The sequence below is a fragment of the Comamonas faecalis genome, from assembly GCF_039538025.1.
In the GTDB taxonomy this organism is placed as follows: Bacteria; Pseudomonadota; Gammaproteobacteria; order Burkholderiales; family Burkholderiaceae_C; genus Comamonas_C; species Comamonas_C faecalis.
On record NZ_BAABBP010000038.1, the window covers coordinates 1 to 15,818 of the forward strand.

General features: G+C 68.4%; 14 protein-coding genes and 1 other RNA gene. 7 read left to right on the forward strand and 8 right to left on the reverse strand.

The features are described from left to right. Window positions 1-981: 981 nt before the first annotated feature. A complete protein-coding gene (locus ABD767_RS15495; RefSeq protein WP_344869915.1) occupies window positions 982-2,814 on the reverse strand; it encodes a DUF6538 domain-containing protein in 1,833 nt (610 codons plus the stop codon). A gap of 180 nt (window positions 2,815-2,994) precedes the next feature. Continuing rightward, window positions 2,995-3,091, reverse strand: an RNA gene (gene ffs, locus ABD767_RS15500) — signal recognition particle sRNA small type. A 61-nt stretch (window positions 3,092-3,152) separates the two neighbouring features. Here ffs and dnaX point away from each other — a divergent pair. The 5 genes from dnaX (at window position 3,153) to ABD767_RS15525 (ending at window position 7,966) form a co-directional block, all read left to right on the forward strand. Beyond that, complete coding sequence (gene dnaX, locus ABD767_RS15505) at window positions 3,153-5,219, forward strand: DNA polymerase III subunit gamma/tau (RefSeq protein WP_103044135.1); 2,067 nt, start codon at window positions 3,153-3,155, stop codon at window positions 5,217-5,219. Window positions 5,220-5,268: 49 nt separating this feature from the next. After that, window positions 5,269-5,601 (forward strand): YbaB/EbfC family nucleoid-associated protein, encoded by a 333-nt coding sequence (locus ABD767_RS15510; RefSeq protein WP_103044136.1) that lies wholly within the window; start codon window positions 5,269-5,271, stop codon window positions 5,599-5,601. A 24-nt stretch (window positions 5,602-5,625) separates the two neighbouring features. Then, entirely contained in the window at window positions 5,626-6,216 is a 591-nt protein-coding gene (recR, locus tag ABD767_RS15515) for a recombination mediator RecR (RefSeq protein ID WP_103044137.1), read from the forward strand. Between the two features lie 39 nt (window positions 6,217-6,255). After that, entirely contained in the window at window positions 6,256-6,657 is a 402-nt protein-coding gene (locus tag ABD767_RS15520; protein WP_103044138.1) for an MAPEG family protein, read from the forward strand. 199 nt (window positions 6,658-6,856) lie between these two features. Next, a complete protein-coding gene (locus ABD767_RS15525; protein WP_344869916.1) occupies window positions 6,857-7,966 on the forward strand; it encodes an ABC transporter substrate-binding protein in 1,110 nt (369 codons plus the stop codon). Here ABD767_RS15525 and lon read toward each other — a convergent pair. The 4 genes from lon to gloB all read right to left on the reverse strand — a co-directional run bounded on the left by lon (window position 7,953) and on the right by gloB (window position 13,311). Continuing rightward, entirely contained in the window at window positions 7,953-10,400 is a 2,448-nt protein-coding gene (gene lon, locus ABD767_RS15530) for an endopeptidase La (protein ID WP_103046468.1), read from the reverse strand. The two genes, ABD767_RS15525 and lon, sit on opposite strands and share 14 nt — an antisense overlap. Next, entirely contained in the window at window positions 10,397-10,801 is a 405-nt protein-coding gene (locus ABD767_RS15535) for an Hsp20 family protein (protein WP_103046470.1), read from the reverse strand. Before ABD767_RS15535 ends, lon begins: the two co-directional genes overlap by 4 nt. Before the next feature lie 192 nt (window positions 10,802-10,993). Continuing rightward, window positions 10,994-12,538 (reverse strand): transglycosylase SLT domain-containing protein, encoded by a 1,545-nt coding sequence (locus tag ABD767_RS15540; protein ID WP_103046467.1) that lies wholly within the window; start codon window positions 12,536-12,538, stop codon window positions 10,994-10,996. Next, on the reverse strand, window positions 12,538-13,311 hold the full coding sequence (gene gloB / locus ABD767_RS15545; protein ID WP_103046466.1) for a hydroxyacylglutathione hydrolase: 774 nt from the start codon (window positions 13,309-13,311) through the stop codon (window positions 12,538-12,540). The genes ABD767_RS15540 and gloB overlap by 1 nt, the downstream gene beginning before the upstream one ends. On the opposite strand from gloB, the gene ABD767_RS15550 reads away from it, so the two are divergent. Further along, window positions 13,310-14,065 (forward strand): methyltransferase domain-containing protein, encoded by a 756-nt coding sequence (locus ABD767_RS15550; RefSeq protein WP_103046465.1) that lies wholly within the window; start codon window positions 13,310-13,312, stop codon window positions 14,063-14,065. The two genes, gloB and ABD767_RS15550, sit on opposite strands and share 2 nt — an antisense overlap. A 305-nt stretch (window positions 14,066-14,370) precedes the next feature. Beyond that, window positions 14,371-14,817: a ribonuclease HI gene (rnhA, locus tag ABD767_RS15555; protein ID WP_103046397.1), complete on the forward strand. Its 447-nt coding sequence runs from the start codon at window positions 14,371-14,373 to the stop codon at window positions 14,815-14,817. Here rnhA and ABD767_RS15560 read toward each other — a convergent pair. Then, window positions 14,807-15,133, reverse strand: coding sequence for a thioredoxin domain-containing protein (locus ABD767_RS15560; RefSeq protein ID WP_103046398.1), 327 nt, complete (start codon window positions 15,131-15,133; stop codon window positions 14,807-14,809). The genes rnhA and ABD767_RS15560 overlap by 11 nt on opposite strands. A 3-nt stretch (window positions 15,134-15,136) precedes the next feature. Further along, window positions 15,137-15,808, reverse strand: coding sequence for a molybdenum cofactor guanylyltransferase MobA (gene mobA / locus ABD767_RS15565; RefSeq protein ID WP_344869917.1), 672 nt, complete (start codon window positions 15,806-15,808; stop codon window positions 15,137-15,139). Window positions 15,809-15,818 lie beyond the last annotated feature (10 nt).

Here is a 15,818-nt window from a genome sequence, read left to right on the forward strand (position 1 = left end):
AGTCGGCTCGATGCTCCTGCACCATGCGCACGGCGCGCTCGCGGACCTCGGGTGAGAACTTGTTTGACTTGGTCATAGCTCCATCTTCTCAAGTGTTGGAGCCTCCTCAAAACCCGGGGCGGTTCACACACTCATCCGGCGTGCAGCTGAGCAGGCCAAGGCGGGAAAGCTGCAAGGGCGTAACCCCCGTGCCGTTGCGATGGAGCGGGAGATACACCTTAAAACCATCGTCTGCGAGGTTGTCACGGGACACCCCCCGGGCTACTGGCGGGAAACCTTCGGGAAACGTGTGCGAGATGTTCTCAGCTCGCCTGACCTGTTGGTCTACAGCCAGTGCCTGGAAACGGCGCATGCCCTGGTGAACGGGGGCGTCGCACATGAGGCCCAGTTACGGGCGATCCTGACGGCAAGTTATGGCGGCGCTGCTGCTGGTGCTGCCAAGCCGTAGGCGCCCCTCGTTCCCCATCCGACGCTAGCCCCCGCCCCCGTGGTCTCAACCCCCCGTAACCCATCGGGAAACCCTATGTCCCACACCGCCCCCGACACCGTTTACCCATCCCTTCACCCTGCAGTCCGCAGGTACGTTGATGCGTATGCCATCGCATTCAAACACCCCACCCCTACGGCAGCCCTAGAGGCGCTGCTGGGTGAACACCAGGCATTTACGCAAGCGGCTGCTGGTCTCGGGGTGACCTCGGGGGAGGCAGCAGAAGGTCTAGCACTGGGGGCGTTGCACCTTGTCCGCAGTGCCACCGAGGAAGGGGGTGCGCAATGAGCCCCCGCCCACCCATCAGCACCGCTAGGGCCCCTAGCACCGACTTCGGTGCCCCCCGCCTCACCACCTTTGCCCGCCCCGTGGTATGCGCAAGCCTCCGAGGGCACCATGAACGAGGAGAAGTACCGCAAGCGCATGCAGCGGTAACCCGTAACCCCACAGGGGGCACACCCAATGAACCAGGTGTGCCCCCCTTTTTTTCGTCTTTATAACTGTGAGTTATGAAGTGCTAAGTTGTTATGCGCCCCCGTATCTGTGTGGAGCCCCACCGCTAGCTGCGCTAGCACCACGGGCAGCGCCCCAAGCTCGGGGTATTGGATGGCCTCCACAGCCGCCTGCACCTCCCGCAGCGTCCAATGCCCGTAGACCACAGTTCCGATGCTCCCCCTTGCCCTGTGCCCCGTAACCTTGTCTTGCGTCTCCTCAGAGATACCCGCCCGGCGCATCAAGGGGCGCACGGTATGCCTGAAGCAGTGGAAGTCAGGGCGGGTGTCTGTCAGCCCCTGCGCCCTTCGGAACTCCCTGAACCACCGCCCGAAGTAATCGCTAGGCTTGCCCTCGCGCACCTTCAGGGAAGGCCATAGGGGGCCATCAGGGGCGCCCCCGCTAGCCCCGACACGGGTTGCTGCCACGAAGTCCAAGAACCCCAGGCGCTGAAGCTCCGAGTGAATGGGGACACTGCGCCGCCCTGCCTCGCTCTTGATGCGCTGGCCTTCCCCTTCGTCGGTCAGCACCAATACGGGGATGCCCTCCACTTCCTGCACATCCGTCAACCGCAATTGACACAGTTCCCCCAGGCGTGCCCCCGTGTAGATGCCCAGCAGGGGGAGCCAATAGGCCGCCTCCCGGCCTCCATTCGGGGACTCAGGGAGGGCGCCCGCTTGGAATAGCGGGGTGTGAAACAGGGCCTTCAGTTCTTCGACTGTCCACGGGCGGCGCTTGTCTGTGGTAGGGGCCTTAATGTCTAGTCCTCGCCATGGTTGCCGGGGCATCCATTCCAGGCGCTCGGCGGCGTACTTCAGCAGCGACTTCAGCGCCGTCAGGCGATCCCGCGCAGTCTTTGGGGTGCGACAGTTCGCTAGCAGCCAAGCCCTATAGCTATCCCCCAGGTCACCCGTGAAGGCATCCAGGGGGAGGGCGGGGTGTTGGCCCTCAAACTGTGCTACCGCCCGCCCATAAGCGGCCACAGAGTCTCCCGAGCGGGGGGCGGCGCCTGACTGTCGCCAGCGATCAAAGACCGCCCGGATAGTCCGCACGGTGCCGGTGCCAGCGCAGCTAGCGGTGGTGCTGGGGCATCCGGCGGTGCTGGGAGACCTGACGGCGGGGGTCTCTACCACCTCCCCGGCGTCTCGCTGGGTTGCCCCCCGGCGGGCCGTGCGGTACGCCTTCAGACACGCGGCGAGGGCTTCGCGTGCCCCGGGGGTTCTGGCGTCGAAGGTCAGCCCCAGCTTGCGGGCTTCAGCCTGCGCCAGCGGCAGGACGACAGCGAGATTGCCTCCCGCCAGGGCGATGGCGGCGGTGCCGTCCATGTGGGCGTTCAGCCCCGCAAGCCACCGGCGTTCCTCCTCAGTGGTGCCCGCGAGGGGGTCTCTGTCCGGGTTGCCGTCCGGGGCTAGCGGTGCAATGCCGACGGGGGTGGCAGGCGCCCCGGGGATGGTTAGGCGGGAGGTTGCCCGGGTGTGTGCCTGTATGCGGGCCTGCGTCTCCCTGACCACAGCGGCCAACGTGGGAAGGTCTGCCCGTAGGGCTTCATCCCCTGCTAGCACGGCGGCGCCCACGCGCTCGGCCAGCACTGCGGCCAGCTCTGGGGGGATGGATTCCACGGCCTGAGCGTTGAGACTGCGCCGGGTTTCCTCGAAATCAGTCAGCCACTGCGCACGTAGCGTCGTCGCCCTCAGGATGGCCTCCCTACGGTCTCCCGTGCCCAGCGCGAGGTTCACCCGGGCCTTGCCATCATAGGTGGCCTGTAGGTCTGTGGGAATGAGGATGCGGACGTAAAACCGTGACCCCCGAAGGTTCAGCCCTTCTACCTTTGCCATACCGTCCCCCCGCTGGCCGCCCGGCTTTCCCTCTGGTGCTAGCGCAGCTAGCGGTGCTGGTTGAGGGGAAATAGGGGGGCGTCTGTTGTGCGAAGGTGACACAGTCAAGTGATACAGCCGAAGTTTTCAACCCCTTGAAATCTCGTATGTTGTTGATGAAACAAGAGATTTTGAATGCGAGGTGACGAGCCTTACCCCCGGCACTGGTTTCACGGCGAGGGCTGCTTGGTTCCCCACCTGACCCGGTTGGCCGCTTCCCCATGCGGGGAGGCCCGTCAACGGCGATTGTATGCCGAGAAAGCCGGGCTCCCGCCCGAAGCACACATAGAATCACGCTCATGTCTTACCTCGTGCTTGCCCGCAAATACCGCCCCCGGACCTTTGGTGAAATGGTCGGCCAGGAGCATGTGGTGCAGGCGCTCACCAATGCTCTGACCCAGCAGCGCCTGCACCACGCCTACATGTTTACCGGCACCCGCGGCGTGGGCAAGACCACGGTCTCGCGCATCCTGGCCAAGTCGCTCAACTGCACCGGCGCCGACGGCCAGGGCGGCATCACCGCCACGCCCTGCGGCGTGTGCCCGGCCTGTCAGGACATCGACAGCGGGCGCTTTCCTGACTATACCGAGCTGGACGCGGCGTCCAACCGCGGCGTCGACGAGGTGCAGGGCCTGCTGGAGCAGGCGGTCTACAAGCCGGTGCAGGGGCGCTTCAAGGTCTTCATGATCGACGAGGTGCACATGCTGACGAACACGGCGTTCAACGCCATGCTCAAGACGCTGGAAGAGCCCCCCGAATACCTGAAGTTCGTGCTTGCCACGACCGATCCGCAGAAGGTGCCAGTCACCGTGCTCTCACGCTGCCTGCAGTTCAACCTGCGCCCGATGGCGCCCGAGACCGTGGGCGAGCACCTTGCGCGCGTGCTGGAGCAGGAGGGCGTGACGGCCGAGCCGCAGGCGCTGCGCCTGCTCTCGCGCGCGGCGCGCGGCTCGATGCGCGACGCGCTCAGCCTGACCGACCAGGCAATCGCATTTGGCAGCGGCCAGCTGCAGGAGGCTGCGGTGCGCCAGATGCTGGGCGCAGTCGACCGCAGCCATGTGTTCACGCTGATCGACGCGCTGGCGCGCGGCGACGGCCGCATCGTGGTGCAGACCGTGGACACGCTGCGCGAGCACGGCCTGTCGGCCGCATCGACGCTGGAGGAGATGTCCGGCGTGCTGCAGCGCATGGCGGTCCAGCAGGTGGTGCAGGGCGACGCCGGCGCGCAGGCGGACGACCCGGAAGCGCTGGAGACGACGCGCCTGGCGCAGCTGCTGCCCGCCGACGAGACGCAACTGCTGTACAGCATCTGCCTGCATGGGCGCGCCGACCTGGGCCTGGCGCCCGACGAATACGCGGCGCTGACCATGGTGCTGCTGCGCCTGCTGGCCTTCAAGTCCGCGGGCCAGGCGCCGGCGGCTGAAAAAAAAACGCTGAAGGCGGCTGAGCAGCCGGCGCGGTCAGCGCCGGCCCGGGCGGTCGATGCGCCAACGCAGGGTGTGCCGCCGGTGCCATCTACCCCATTGGTAGAGCCCGCATCCGCCAACACGCCCGATGAAGCGCCCCCGCTTGCCGAGTCCGCAGAAAACGCCTCTTTCAAGGCCGTGCAGGAACAGGCCGTCGCTGTGAATGAGGATGCGCCTGCTCTGCCAGAGCCCGCGCCCCCAGCGTACAGCGAGCCAGTCGACACCACCTCGGCACCAACTGCCGAGTCCGCGCCGCCAGTCGAAAAACCACGGGCAATGCCGCAGGACGCACCCGCGGCCATGGCGGCAGAGACGTCCCCCCCCTCGGTGGTGCGCCTGGCGATGCGCACGCCAGAGACCCTGGAGTGTTCGCCAGAAACCGAACTCGAACCTGAACCCGCGGTAGTAGTTGCCGAACCTGCTCCCCCATCGTTGCCCGTGCGCCAGGCCAGCGAGCCCAGCGCCCGCACCGCACCCGACCCGGCTGCAGCCCGTGCGGGCGCGCCGTTGGTTGCCAGCGCCGAGGGCGACGTCTGGCAGGCGGCGGTGCAGCAGTTGGTCGATGCGCAGGCGATTGCCGCGTTGGTGCGCGAGCTGGCGCTGCAATCGCAGTTGGTGGCGCGCGATGGCGACCACTGGCAGCTGCGCGTGCAGCAGACATCGCTGAACCAGCCCACCACGCGCGAGCGCCTGCGCGCGGCGCTGCAGGCTGCCGGTCTTGCGCGGCAGATCACGGTGGAAGTGGGGCGCGTGAGCGACAGCCCGGCGCTGCGCAACGCCCAGGCCGCCACCGAGCGCCAGCGCCAGGCCGAGGAGATCGTGCGCAGCGACCCCTATGTCCAGCAACTGGTGCGTGATTTCGACGCGCGCATCGTCACGGGTAGCATCAAGCCCGTTTGATGGAACGACGACCCATCCGATTTCATTTTTGACAGCAAAGGAAACACGAATGTTCAACAAGGGACAGCTTGCCGGCCTGATGAAGCAGGCCCAGGCCATGCAGGACAACCTCAAGAAGGCGCAGGAAGAACTGGCCAACATCGAGGTCGAGGGCGAGTCTGGCGCCGGCCTGGTCAAGGTCGTGATGACCTGCAAGCACGACGTCAAGCGCGTGACCATCGACCCCAGCCTGCTGGCCGACGACAAGGATATGCTCGAAGACCTGGTGGCCGCTGCGTTCAACGCCGCGGTGCGCAAGGCCGAGGACTTGTCGCAGGAAAAAATGGGCAAGCTCACCGCCGGCATGCCAGGCCTGCCCGGCGGCATGAAGTTCCCGTTCTGACGGCGGCGACGGGCCACGCCCACCATGTCCGACATTGGGTCGCTGGACGCGCTGGTACAGGCGCTGCGCCGCCTTCCCGGCGTGGGTGTCAAGTCGGCCCAGCGCATCGCGTTCCACCTGCTGCAGCACGACCGAGCGGGCGCGCGCGAGCTGTCGCAGGCGCTGGCCATGGCCGCGCAGCAGGTGCAGCACTGCCAGCGCTGCCATACGTTCACCGAGAGTGCGGTGTGCGCCACCTGCCTGGACGAGCGCCGTGACGTCAGCCGGCTGTGCGTCGTCGAGACCCCGGCCGACCAGGCCGCGATGGAGCGCACCGGTGCGTTCAGCGGCCTGTACTTCGTGCTGATGGGACGGCTGTCGCCGCTGGACGGCGTGGGCCCGCGCGACATCGGCGTGCAGCAGTTGCTTGAACGCGCGGGCGACGGCGTGGTGCAGGAGGTCATCCTGGCCACCAGCTTCACCGCCGAGGGAGAGGCCACGGCCCACGCGCTGGCCGAGGCGCTCAAGCGCCGTGGCGTGCAGGTCACGCGCCTGGCACGCGGCGTTCCCGTGGGCAGCGAGCTGGAATATGTGGATCTGGGCACGATCGCCCACGCGCTGGCCGACCGGCGCTGAGCTCGGTCGCACCCTGCGCTGCAATACAAGGAGACGAGCATGACGACGACAACCCCTTCGGCTGTGCTGACGCTGGCCTACTGGTGCGTGCTGGTGGCGGCGCTGCTGCCGCTGCTGTGCGCCGTGGTGGCCAAGGCGGGGAGTTTTCGCGGCGCGGACAACCACGACCCGCGCGCCTGGTATGCCCGCCTGGGCGGCTGGCGCGCCCGCGCCAACGCGGCGCAGGCCAACAGCTTCGAGGCGCTGCCCTTCTTCATCGGCGCAGTCATCATTGCCCACCAGCGCGGCGCAGGCCAGCCGCTGCTGGACATGCTGGCGCTGGCCTTCATCGCGCTGCGCCTGCTGTTCATCGCGCTGTACCTGGCCGACATACCGCGCCTGCGCAGCATGGTCTGGGGCGTAGGCCTGCTGGTGAACATCGCCATCCTGTTTGCCCATTGATTCCATTTCTATATCAACCGATTACTTTGTCGGCTTCGCTTGTCGTGCTACAGCACCGTCTGCGCTTCACCTTCGCGTACTCGATTGACATAAAAATGGAATGAGGGGTCGCGATACGTAGTTTTGCGCAGAGGGTTGCCCCCACTGGCTGCGCCGGGGGCGGTCGGGCATGATTGCTGCATTGCAGCATTTTGTTCCGATGGTGTCCTCCTCCCTGTCCTCGTTGTCGCTCAGCCGCCGCCATCTGGGGGTGTTGGCGGGCGCGTGCGCCGGCGCGCTGATGGTGCCGGCGCTGCTGCCTGCGCATGGCCAGGCGGACGACAGGGCGGTGCTGCGCATTGCGGCGGCGGGGCTGTCCTCCGTGGCCCAGCTTCCGCTGGTGATTGCGCGCGAGCTGGATTTTTTCGCGCACGAGGGCGCCCGCGTCCAGGTACTGGAATACCCAGGCAATGCCCAGGCGCTGCAGGCGGTGCACCAGGGCGACGCCGACCTGTGCTGCAGCGCCTTTGGCGACGTGGTGCGTCTGCAGTCGCAGGGGCGCGAGCACCGCTGCATTGCGCTGCTGTCGCGCACGCCGCAGCTGGCGCTGGCGGTGCTGCCCGCGCGCTGGAAGCTGCTGAGTGCCCGTGACTTCGAGGGGTTGCGCGTCGGGGTGGCGTCCGCGGGTGATGCTTCGCATTACCTGGCCAGCCTGTGGCTGCGCGCGCAGGGCGTGGACTTGCGGCGGGTGCGCTTTGTCTCCATCGGCGAGGGCGCCGAGGCACTGCGGGCGGTGAAGGCCTACCGCGTCGACGCGCTGTGCCTGGCCGATCCGGTGGTGGCGCAGCTCGAACAGATGCAGCAGGTGCGCGTGCTGGTCGATGCGCGCTCTCTGCCCGACGTGGCGCTGCCGGAGATCGCCGGCATGACCGTTCCCGGCATGTGCCTGCATGCGCCGCGCGCCTGGCTGGAGCAGCGCGACGGCCGCCAGACGCGCGCGGCGCTGCAGTCGGCGGTGCAGGCCATGGTGCGCGCCATGCGCTGGCTGCAGTCCGCGGGGCCCAGCGACGTGGTGCGCACCGTGCCCGCGACCGACCTGCTGGGCGACCGCGGCGTCTACCTGAACGCTTTCCAGCGCGCGGTCACGGCGCTCACCTTCGACGGCCAGATGCCGCCCGACGGGCCGCAGGCCATGCTGCGGATGCTGTCGACGCTGCCGGGTATGCGGGCGCTGGACCGGGTTGCGCTGGGCAAGACCTATACCAATGCGCTGGCGCGCAAGGCGGCGCAGAAATATGCGCGCCATGAATCGGGTCTCATGACGCTTTGAGCGTGCTCCGTGCCGGCTCCAGCGCCGCCGCGATCGCCTCGTCCACCCGCTCCAGCCAGATGAACTCCAGACGCTGGCGCACCTCTTCGGGGATTTCCTCGAAGTCGCGCCGGTTGCGCGCCGGCAGCATGACGCGGGTGATGCCGGCGGCGTCAGCGGCGATCACCTTTTCCTTCACGCCGCCGATCGGCAGCACCAGGCCGCGCAGGCTGATCTCGCCGGTCATCGCGGTGTCGCTGCGCACCGTGCGGTTGGTGAGCAGCGAGACCAGCGCGGTGAACATGGCCACGCCGGCGCTGGGGCCGTCCTTGGGCGTGGCGCCTTCGGGCACGTGGACGTGGATGTCGATTTTGGCGAGATGCTTGTCGTCGATGCCGAGCTCGGCCGCGCGGTGTTTGACGACCGAGAACGCGGCCTGCGCGCTTTCCTTCATCACGTCGCCCAGCTGGCCGGTCAGGATCAGCCCGCCCTTGCCGGGGTAGCTGGTGGCTTCGATGAACAGGATGTCGCCGCCCACCGGTGTCCAGGCCATGCCGGTGGCGACGCCGGGCGTGCTGGTGCGCATTGCGACTTCGCTCTCGAAGCGCTTGGGGCCGAGGATCTTGGCCAGATCCTGGGCGCCAATCGCCAGTTGCGTTGCCGAGCCGTCGGCGATCTGCACCGCAGCGTGGCGCAGCACGCGGCCGATTTCGCGCTGCAGGTTGCGCACGCCGGCCTCGCGCGTGTAGTCGCGGATGATGGCGCGGATGACGTCGTCTGCCAGTGTGGCCTGCTTGGCGCTGATGCCGTTGGCCTCCAGCTCGCGGCGCACCAGGTAGCGCTGCGCGATCTCGAACTTCTCGTTCTCGGTGTAGCTCGACAGCTGCACGATCTCCATGCGGTCGCGCAGCGGGCCGGGGACGGTCTCCAGCGTGTTGGCCGTGGTGATGAACACCATGCGGCTCAGGTCGAACGGCACGCCCAGGTAGTTGTCGCGAAAAATATTGTTCTGCGCCGGATCCAGCACCTCCAGCATTGCGGCCGATGGGTCGCCCTGGATGCCGCGGCCCATTTTGTCGACCTCGTCGAGCATCATCACGCAGTCGCGCGCGCCGGCCTTGCGAATCGCCTGGATGATGTTGCCCGGCAACGCGCCGACGTAGGTGCGCCGGTGGCCGCGGATCTCGGCCTCGTCGTGCACGCCGCCCAGGCTGACGTGGGCGAATGGCCGGCCCATGGCGCGCGCGATCGACTGCCCAAGCGAGGTCTTGCCCACGCCCGGCGGCCCGACGAAGCACAGGATGGGCGCCTTGCCGTGCGGCGCCAGCTTGCGCACCGCCAGGAACTCGACGATGCGCTGCTTGATCTTGTCCAGGCCGAAGTGATCCTCGTCCAGCACCCGGCGCGCCGCGGCGATGTCGATGTCGCGCGGTTCGGGCTCGGCCCAGGGCAGGTCGATCATCCAGTCCAGCCAGGTGCGCAACATGCCCGCTTCCATCGCGCCGTCGGGCATGCGCTGGTAGCGGCCCAGCTCTTTTTCGGCTGTTTCCCGCACTTCAGCCGGCATCTGCGCCGCTTCGATCTTCTTGCGCAGCTCTGCCACTTCCTCGGACTTGCCGTCGTCCTCGCCCAGCGCCTTCTGGATCGACGTCATCTGCTCGCGCAGGATGGCGCGGCGCTGGTGCTCGTCCAGCGACGCCTTGGTGCGCTGGCCGATCTCCTGCGACAGGCGCATCACCTCGATGCGCTGGGCCAGCAGCGCAGACACCTTGTCGGCGCGCTCCAGCACGTCGATGGTCTCAATCACCTCCTGCTTCTGCGCGGGCTCGAAATCAGAGTACGCGGCGATCAGGTCGGCCAGCGCGCCGGCGGTGGTGGCGGCCTGCACGGCTGCGACCAGGGGCTGCGGCGTCTGCGGCAGCAGCTGCAGCGCCTCCATGGCCTGCTGTTGCAGGTGCAGCAGGCGCGCGGCCAGCTCGGGGCCTTCCTCGGTGGGCTCGGCGATGGATTCGACGCGTGCGGCGAGAAACGGGCTTTGCTGCACGAACTCCAGTACGCGAAAACGCTGCAAGCCCTGGATCACCAGGTGGTGGCTGCCGTCGGGCAGATTGACGTAGCGCAGGACGTTGGCCATGGTGCCCAGGGCGTGCAGCTTGTCCGGGGTTGCCTCCTCGTCGGCGGCGTCGCGCTGCATCAGGATGCCGATGGGGCGCTCCTCGCGCAGTGCCTGCTGCGCCGCCAGGGCCGAGGCTTCGCGGCCGATGGCGATCGGGAACACCGTGCCGGGAAACAGCACCGTGTCGCGCATTGGCACGATGGGTAGCACGTCGGGTGCCAGCGCGGGCTTGTCGGGTGCTCCGGCCGGGGCCGCGGCGTCGCGCGGGAAGGCGTGGCCGCTGGCATCGACCAGGATGACGCCGCCGTCGCCGGGGGTCTTGTTGTCGGCGTCGCTCATGGCGTCTTCTCCAGGCGGATCACCAGGCAGCCGCGGTCGCTGGTCACGTCTGCCGCCGAATAGCGGCCGGCCGGCAGCGGGATGCGGCGCTCGAAGCGCCCTTGCGGCAGCTCCAGGCGGTGGATGACGGCGGTGCGCAGCGCCTGCGGCAGCACGCGGTGGCCGCTGACCACCAGCGCTCCCTGGTCGATGACGGCGCGCACGTCGCGCGCGTCGACGCCGGGCAGGGCAACGTAGATCAGCAGCTCGTGCGTGGTCTCCAGGATGTCGGCCGGCGGCTCCCAGCACAGCGCCTGCGTGCAGCGCGGCTGGAACAGCTCGCGGTGCAGGCGCTCCATCTGGTCGAATGCCGTCAGGGCGTTCGACCACATCCAGTCGGATGAATCATCGTGGCGTTTCATGGTGCGCTTCCACAACATCAATACCCGTCCATTGTGCGACGGTTGGCGGCGGAGATGCAAAAGCGGCGCCGAGGCCATGCGGGCCGACGGGGCAGCCAGGGTGCGACACGGCACCACCGTCGCCCGTGAACGCTGGAAGCCGCGCAGGCGCCAGCAGCGCGGCCGGCCCGCGCTGCACCAGGAAAGTTTGTGTCAGCGCTTTTGCTTGGAGGCGACGGTGGTCGACGCGGCGGCCGCGCGCTTGCGCTGCGGCGCCTTGGCCGTGGCCGCCGGGCGGCGCGCCGCAGTGCTGGCCACTGCCGTCTTGAACGGCGTGCCCTTGGCCACGCTGGCCGCGGCGCGCAGCGGCAGGTAGACGACCAGCTGCTGGCCGGTCTTGAAGGCGCTGCCCGCGCGCACGCCGTTCCACTGGGCCACCTGGGCCGGCGTCACGCGGTAGCGCTTTGCCAGCGTGGTGGTGTTCTCGCCCTTGCGCGCGCGCACCGTGGTACGGCGCGTGGCGACCTCGGGGGTGAAGGCGATCTGGCCGTTGTCGGCCAGGTGGCTGGAGACGTCCTTGCGCATGGTCTGCGCGCGCGCCACCATCAGCGCCGAGCCGGCCTTGATCATCATTCCCGGCGGAATGGCGTTGACCGCGCGCAGGTCGGCCACGCTCATGCCGGCGTGCTGGGCAGCGGCGGCCACGGTCATCGTCGTGGGCACGGCCCAGACGGTCCAGCTGGCGTACTGGCCCTCGTCGTAGGCCTGCAGGTTGCGGCGAAACACCTGGGCGTTGTCCCAGGGCAGCAGGATTTGCGGCATGCCGGCCGCCAGGATCACCGGCTTGTGCAGCGACGGGTTGAGCGCGCGAAAGTCCGCCTCCTCGACGTCTGCCAGCCGCGCTACCAGGGCGACGTCGATGTCGCGCGTGATGTCCACGGTCTGGAAATACGGGTGGTTGCCGATGCTGGGCAGCACGGCCTGGAACTGCTCGGGCCGCGCGATGATGTTCTTGATGGCCTGCAGCTTGGGCACGTACATGCGCGTCTCGGCCGGCATGCTCAGTTCGGTGTAGCGCGTGCCCAGGCCCTGCTTCTGGTTGCGCGCCATGGCGCGCTGCACGCTGCCTTCGCCCCAGTTGTAGGCGGCCAGCGCCAGGTGCCAGTCGCCAAACATGCCGTAGAGCTTTTGCAGATAGTCCAGCGCCGCGCGGGTGGAGGCGAGCACGTCGCGCCGGTCGTCGCGAAACGCGTTCTGCTTGAGGTCGAAATAGTTGCCGGTGGCGGGCATGAACTGCCACATGCCGGCGGCCTTGGCGCTGGAGACTGCCTGGGGGTTGAACGCGCTCTCGATGTAGGGCAGCAGCGCCAGCTCGCTGGGCATGCCGCGCAGCTCCAGCTCCTCGACGATGTAGAACAGGTACTTACTGGAGCGCTCGGTCATGCGCTGCATGTAGTCGGGGCGGCTGGCGTACCACTGCTCGCGCTCGACCACCAGGTCGCTTTCGAGGTCTGGCATGGAAAAGCCGGCGCGGATGCGCTCCCACAGGTCCTGGGGCGCGTCGATGCCGGTGATCGCGTGGCCGCGCGCCAGTCCCGAGGTGATGGGGCGCAGCGGCCCCTCGGGGTAGTGGGCGGTGGCGTCGCCGCTGGTAGCTGTGTCGCTGGAACTTGCGGAAGAGGAGCCGGGGTTGGTGCTGGCGCAGCCGGCCAGCCACACCAGGCTTGCCAGGCACAGAAGGTTCAGGAGACGGCGCATCAGAACTGGTTCTTCCATTGGCGCAGTGCGGCAAGCACGGCGATGGGGTCGTTGGAGTCGCAGCCTGCATCGAAGCCGCGCGCGGCCTGGGCCACGGCGGGGATGCGGGTGCGCAGAAAAGGGTTGACAGAGTGCTCGGTGGCGATGCGCGAGGGCAGGGTGGGCTGGCCCGCGCTGCGCAACTGCCGGCACTGGTCAAGGTATTGCGCAAGCGCCTGGTTGCCCGGCTCGACGGCCTGGGCAAATGCCAGGTTGGACAGCGTGTACTCATGGGCGCAGCAAACGCGTGTATTGCCCGGCAGCGCGGCCAGTGCGTCCAGCGACTCCTGCATCTGCGCCGGCGTGCCCTCGAACAACCGCCCGCAGCCGCCGGAGAACAGCGTGTCGCCACAGAACAGCAGCGGCCCGTCGTCGGCATCGGCGCAGAAATACGCCACGTGGCCGGCCGTGTGGCCGGGAACGTCGATGACTTCGAACGTCAGGCCCAGCGCCTGGACGCGGTCACCGCCACTGACGCGCTGGCAGGGCTCGGGAATGTCTTCGCGCGCCGGGCCATGGACCACGGCGCCTGTGGCCTGGCGCAGCGCGGCGACGCCGCCCGTGTGATCGCGGTGGTGGTGCGTGACTACAATCGCCTGCAGCTTCAGCGCCAGGCTGCCGAGCGCCTGCAGAACGGGGGCAGCGTCCCCCGGATCGACGACCAGCGCGTGGCGCCCGTCGTGCAGCATCCAGATGTAGTTGTCGGTAAAGGCGGGCAACGGCAGCAATGTCATGAGCGACGAAATTATAGGTTTGCATGATTGGTTGACCAGCCCCCCGGGCAGTTATCTGCTTGCCTGGGAGCAGGAGCGCTTCGACGAGCTGGTAGCCGACCTGTTTGGCTACCACGCGCTGCAGCTGGGCCTGCCTGCGTTGCAGGGGCTGCGCGCCAACCGTATGCCGCACCGCTGGCTGGCGCAAAACGCCGCCGCGCCGCTGCAGCAGGGCACGGCCTTGCTGCTGGACGCGCAGGCGCTGCCCTTTGGCGAGGCAAGCCTGGATCTGGTGCTGATGCCGCACACGCTGGAGACCAGCGGCGCGCCGCACGCTGCGTTGCGCGAGGCCGCGCGCGTGCTGGTGCCGCAGGGGCGGGTGGTGATCAGCGGCTTCAACCCCTGGAGCCTGTGGGGGCTGCGCCAGCGCCGCGGCCAGCTGTACCAGCGTCTGGGCGCGGGCGTCCAGCCGTTTTTGCCCGACGCGCTGCAGCTGATCACGCCCGGGCGTGTGCGCGACTGGCTGCAGCTGCTGGACTTCGAGGTCGAGAGCGTCAGCTTTGGCTGCTTTCGTCCGGCGGTGCGCAGCGCGCCGTGGCTGCAGCACTGGGCCTGGATGGACGACACGGGGCCGCGCTGGTGGCCGGTGCTGGGTGCGGCCTATGTGGTGGTGGCAGTCAAGCGCGTGCTGGGCATGCATTTGCTGCAGCCGGCATGGCGCGCCCAGCGGCAAAAGGCCCAGGCGTCGGTGCCGGTGGCGCGGCGCGGCAATTGACCTCAGAGCGTGTTTACGATCTCCTCATGGTGCCCGCAAGGCAGCAAAAGGCTGCAATCGAGGCGCGCGCCGCAGGCCATGCTGGCGGCCTGGGCAAGGTGCGCAACGCGGAGTGCGGCCTTTTGCTGCCTTGCCCGGAGGGTTGTCCCGCAAAGATGGCGTCTGCTGCGTTGTAAATACTCGCCGGGCCACCAGCCCGGCTGCGCTTTGCGCCTTGCAGCCACCACCTTTGCGAGACAACGGGCGCTATGAAGAGATCGTAAATACGCTCTAAGAAAACGGAAATCCCAAGGGAGTGAACGACAGTGGATGTGGTAGAGATTTACACCGACGGCGCCTGCAAGGGCAACCCAGGCCCCGGCGGCTGGGGCGTGCTGCTGCGCGCGGGCACGCTGGAGAAACAGCTGTGCGGCGGCGAGCGCAGCACGACCAACAACCGCATGGAGCTGATGGCGGTGATCCAGGCACTGGAGGCGCTCAAGCGCCCGTGCAGCGTCGACCTGTACCTGGACAGCCAGTATGTGCGCCAGGGCATCACCAGCTGGATCCACGGCTGGAAGAAGAAAAACTGGCGCACCGCCAGCGGCCAGCCGGTCAAGAACATCGAGCTGTGGCAGCGCCTGGATGCGCTGGCGCACGGCGTGGGCCACCAGATCCGCTGGCATTGGGTCAAGGGCCACGCCGGCCACCCGGGCAATGAGCGCGCCGACGCGCTGGCCAACCAGGGCGTGGATCAGGCGCTCAGCGCGTGAGCTGCGCCAGCGCCTCGTCGATCTCGCCCGCCGTTTGCGGGCGCACCACGCGTGCCACTTCCTGGCCGTCGCGCAGAAAGATCAGCGTGGGCCACAGCTTGACGCGGTAGCTGCGCCCCAGCGGGCGCCCCGGGCCGTCTTCCACCTTCAGGTGCTGCACGTCGGCGCGCTCTTGCAGTGCAGCGCGAATCAGCGGTTGCGCGCCCTGGCAGTGGCCGCACCAGGCGGTGCCGAACTCCAGCACCGCGCTGCCGCGAAACTGCTCAACAGCGGCGCGCGTGGGGGCGTGTGCAAGATGGGTGTCAGCGTAGGGCATGGCTCAATCTCCGGACGGGATGGGGTGGTGCGCCAGTGGTGCGGTGCGTTGCAGCCGCTCCAGCGCCTGCAGGGTGTTGATGTTGGCAAAGGCCTGCGGGTCGTCGCCTGGCCGGTCGAAGGCCTCGGTGGCCGCGCGCTGCTGCGCCAGCCACTGGCCGACCTTGCGGCCGCCCTGGTGCAGATAGGTATTCAGCGCGGACAGCAGTGTCTTGTTGAGCAGGCAGAACACCGGCTGGGCGCGCAGGCGCGGCTGGCCGTCCGCGCCCGCTTCTGGCGCGCTTGCCAGCGCAATGTCGGCCTGCCCGCGCCAGGCCGCATCGGCCAGGCGGCGCGCCAGGTCGGCTGGGAAGAACGGTGCGTCGCAGGGCACGCACAGCAGCCAGCCGGTGGTGCAGGTGGCCAGGCCCGCGGCCATGCCGGCCAGCGGGCCGGGGTAGCCGGCCTGCGCGTCAGGCAGCACGGGCACGCCCCAGTGTGCATAAACATCCTGGTGGCGGTTGGCGCTGAGCAGCAGCGCACCCACCTGCGGCTGCAGGCGCTGCAGCGCCAGGCGCGCCAGCGGCTGGCCATCCAGCAGTTGCAGCCCCTTGTCCACGCCGCCCATGCGCGAGCCCTGGCCGCCGGCCAGCACCAGGCCGGTGATGTCGTCGCGCGAAATGCCGCAGGCGCCCACGTTGCGCTCG

Coding starts and splice junctions, on each gene's coding strand:
- ABD767_RS15495 (WP_344869915.1), bottom strand. CDS start 2,814: ATGGCAAAGGTAGAAGGGCTGAACCTTCGGGGGTCACGGTTTTACGTC.
- dnaX (WP_103044135.1), top strand. CDS start 3,153: ATGTCTTACCTCGTGCTTGCCCGCAAATACCGCCCCCGGACCTTTGGT.
- ABD767_RS15510 (WP_103044136.1), top strand. CDS start 5,269: ATGTTCAACAAGGGACAGCTTGCCGGCCTGATGAAGCAGGCCCAGGCC.
- recR (WP_103044137.1), top strand. CDS start 5,626: ATGTCCGACATTGGGTCGCTGGACGCGCTGGTACAGGCGCTGCGCCGC.
- ABD767_RS15520 (WP_103044138.1), top strand. CDS start 6,256: ATGACGACGACAACCCCTTCGGCTGTGCTGACGCTGGCCTACTGGTGC.
- ABD767_RS15525 (WP_344869916.1), top strand. CDS start 6,857: ATGGTGTCCTCCTCCCTGTCCTCGTTGTCGCTCAGCCGCCGCCATCTG.
- lon (WP_103046468.1), bottom strand. CDS start 10,400: ATGAGCGACGCCGACAACAAGACCCCCGGCGACGGCGGCGTCATCCTG.
- ABD767_RS15535 (WP_103046470.1), bottom strand. CDS start 10,801: ATGAAACGCCACGATGATTCATCCGACTGGATGTGGTCGAACGCCCTG.
- ABD767_RS15540 (WP_103046467.1), bottom strand. CDS start 12,538: ATGCGCCGTCTCCTGAACCTTCTGTGCCTGGCAAGCCTGGTGTGGCTG.
- ABD767_RS15550 (WP_103046465.1), top strand. CDS start 13,310: ATGAGCGACGAAATTATAGGTTTGCATGATTGGTTGACCAGCCCCCCG.
- gloB (WP_103046466.1), bottom strand. CDS start 13,311: ATGACATTGCTGCCGTTGCCCGCCTTTACCGACAACTACATCTGGATG.
- ABD767_RS15560 (WP_103046398.1), bottom strand. CDS start 15,133: ATGCCCTACGCTGACACCCATCTTGCACACGCCCCCACGCGCGCCGCT.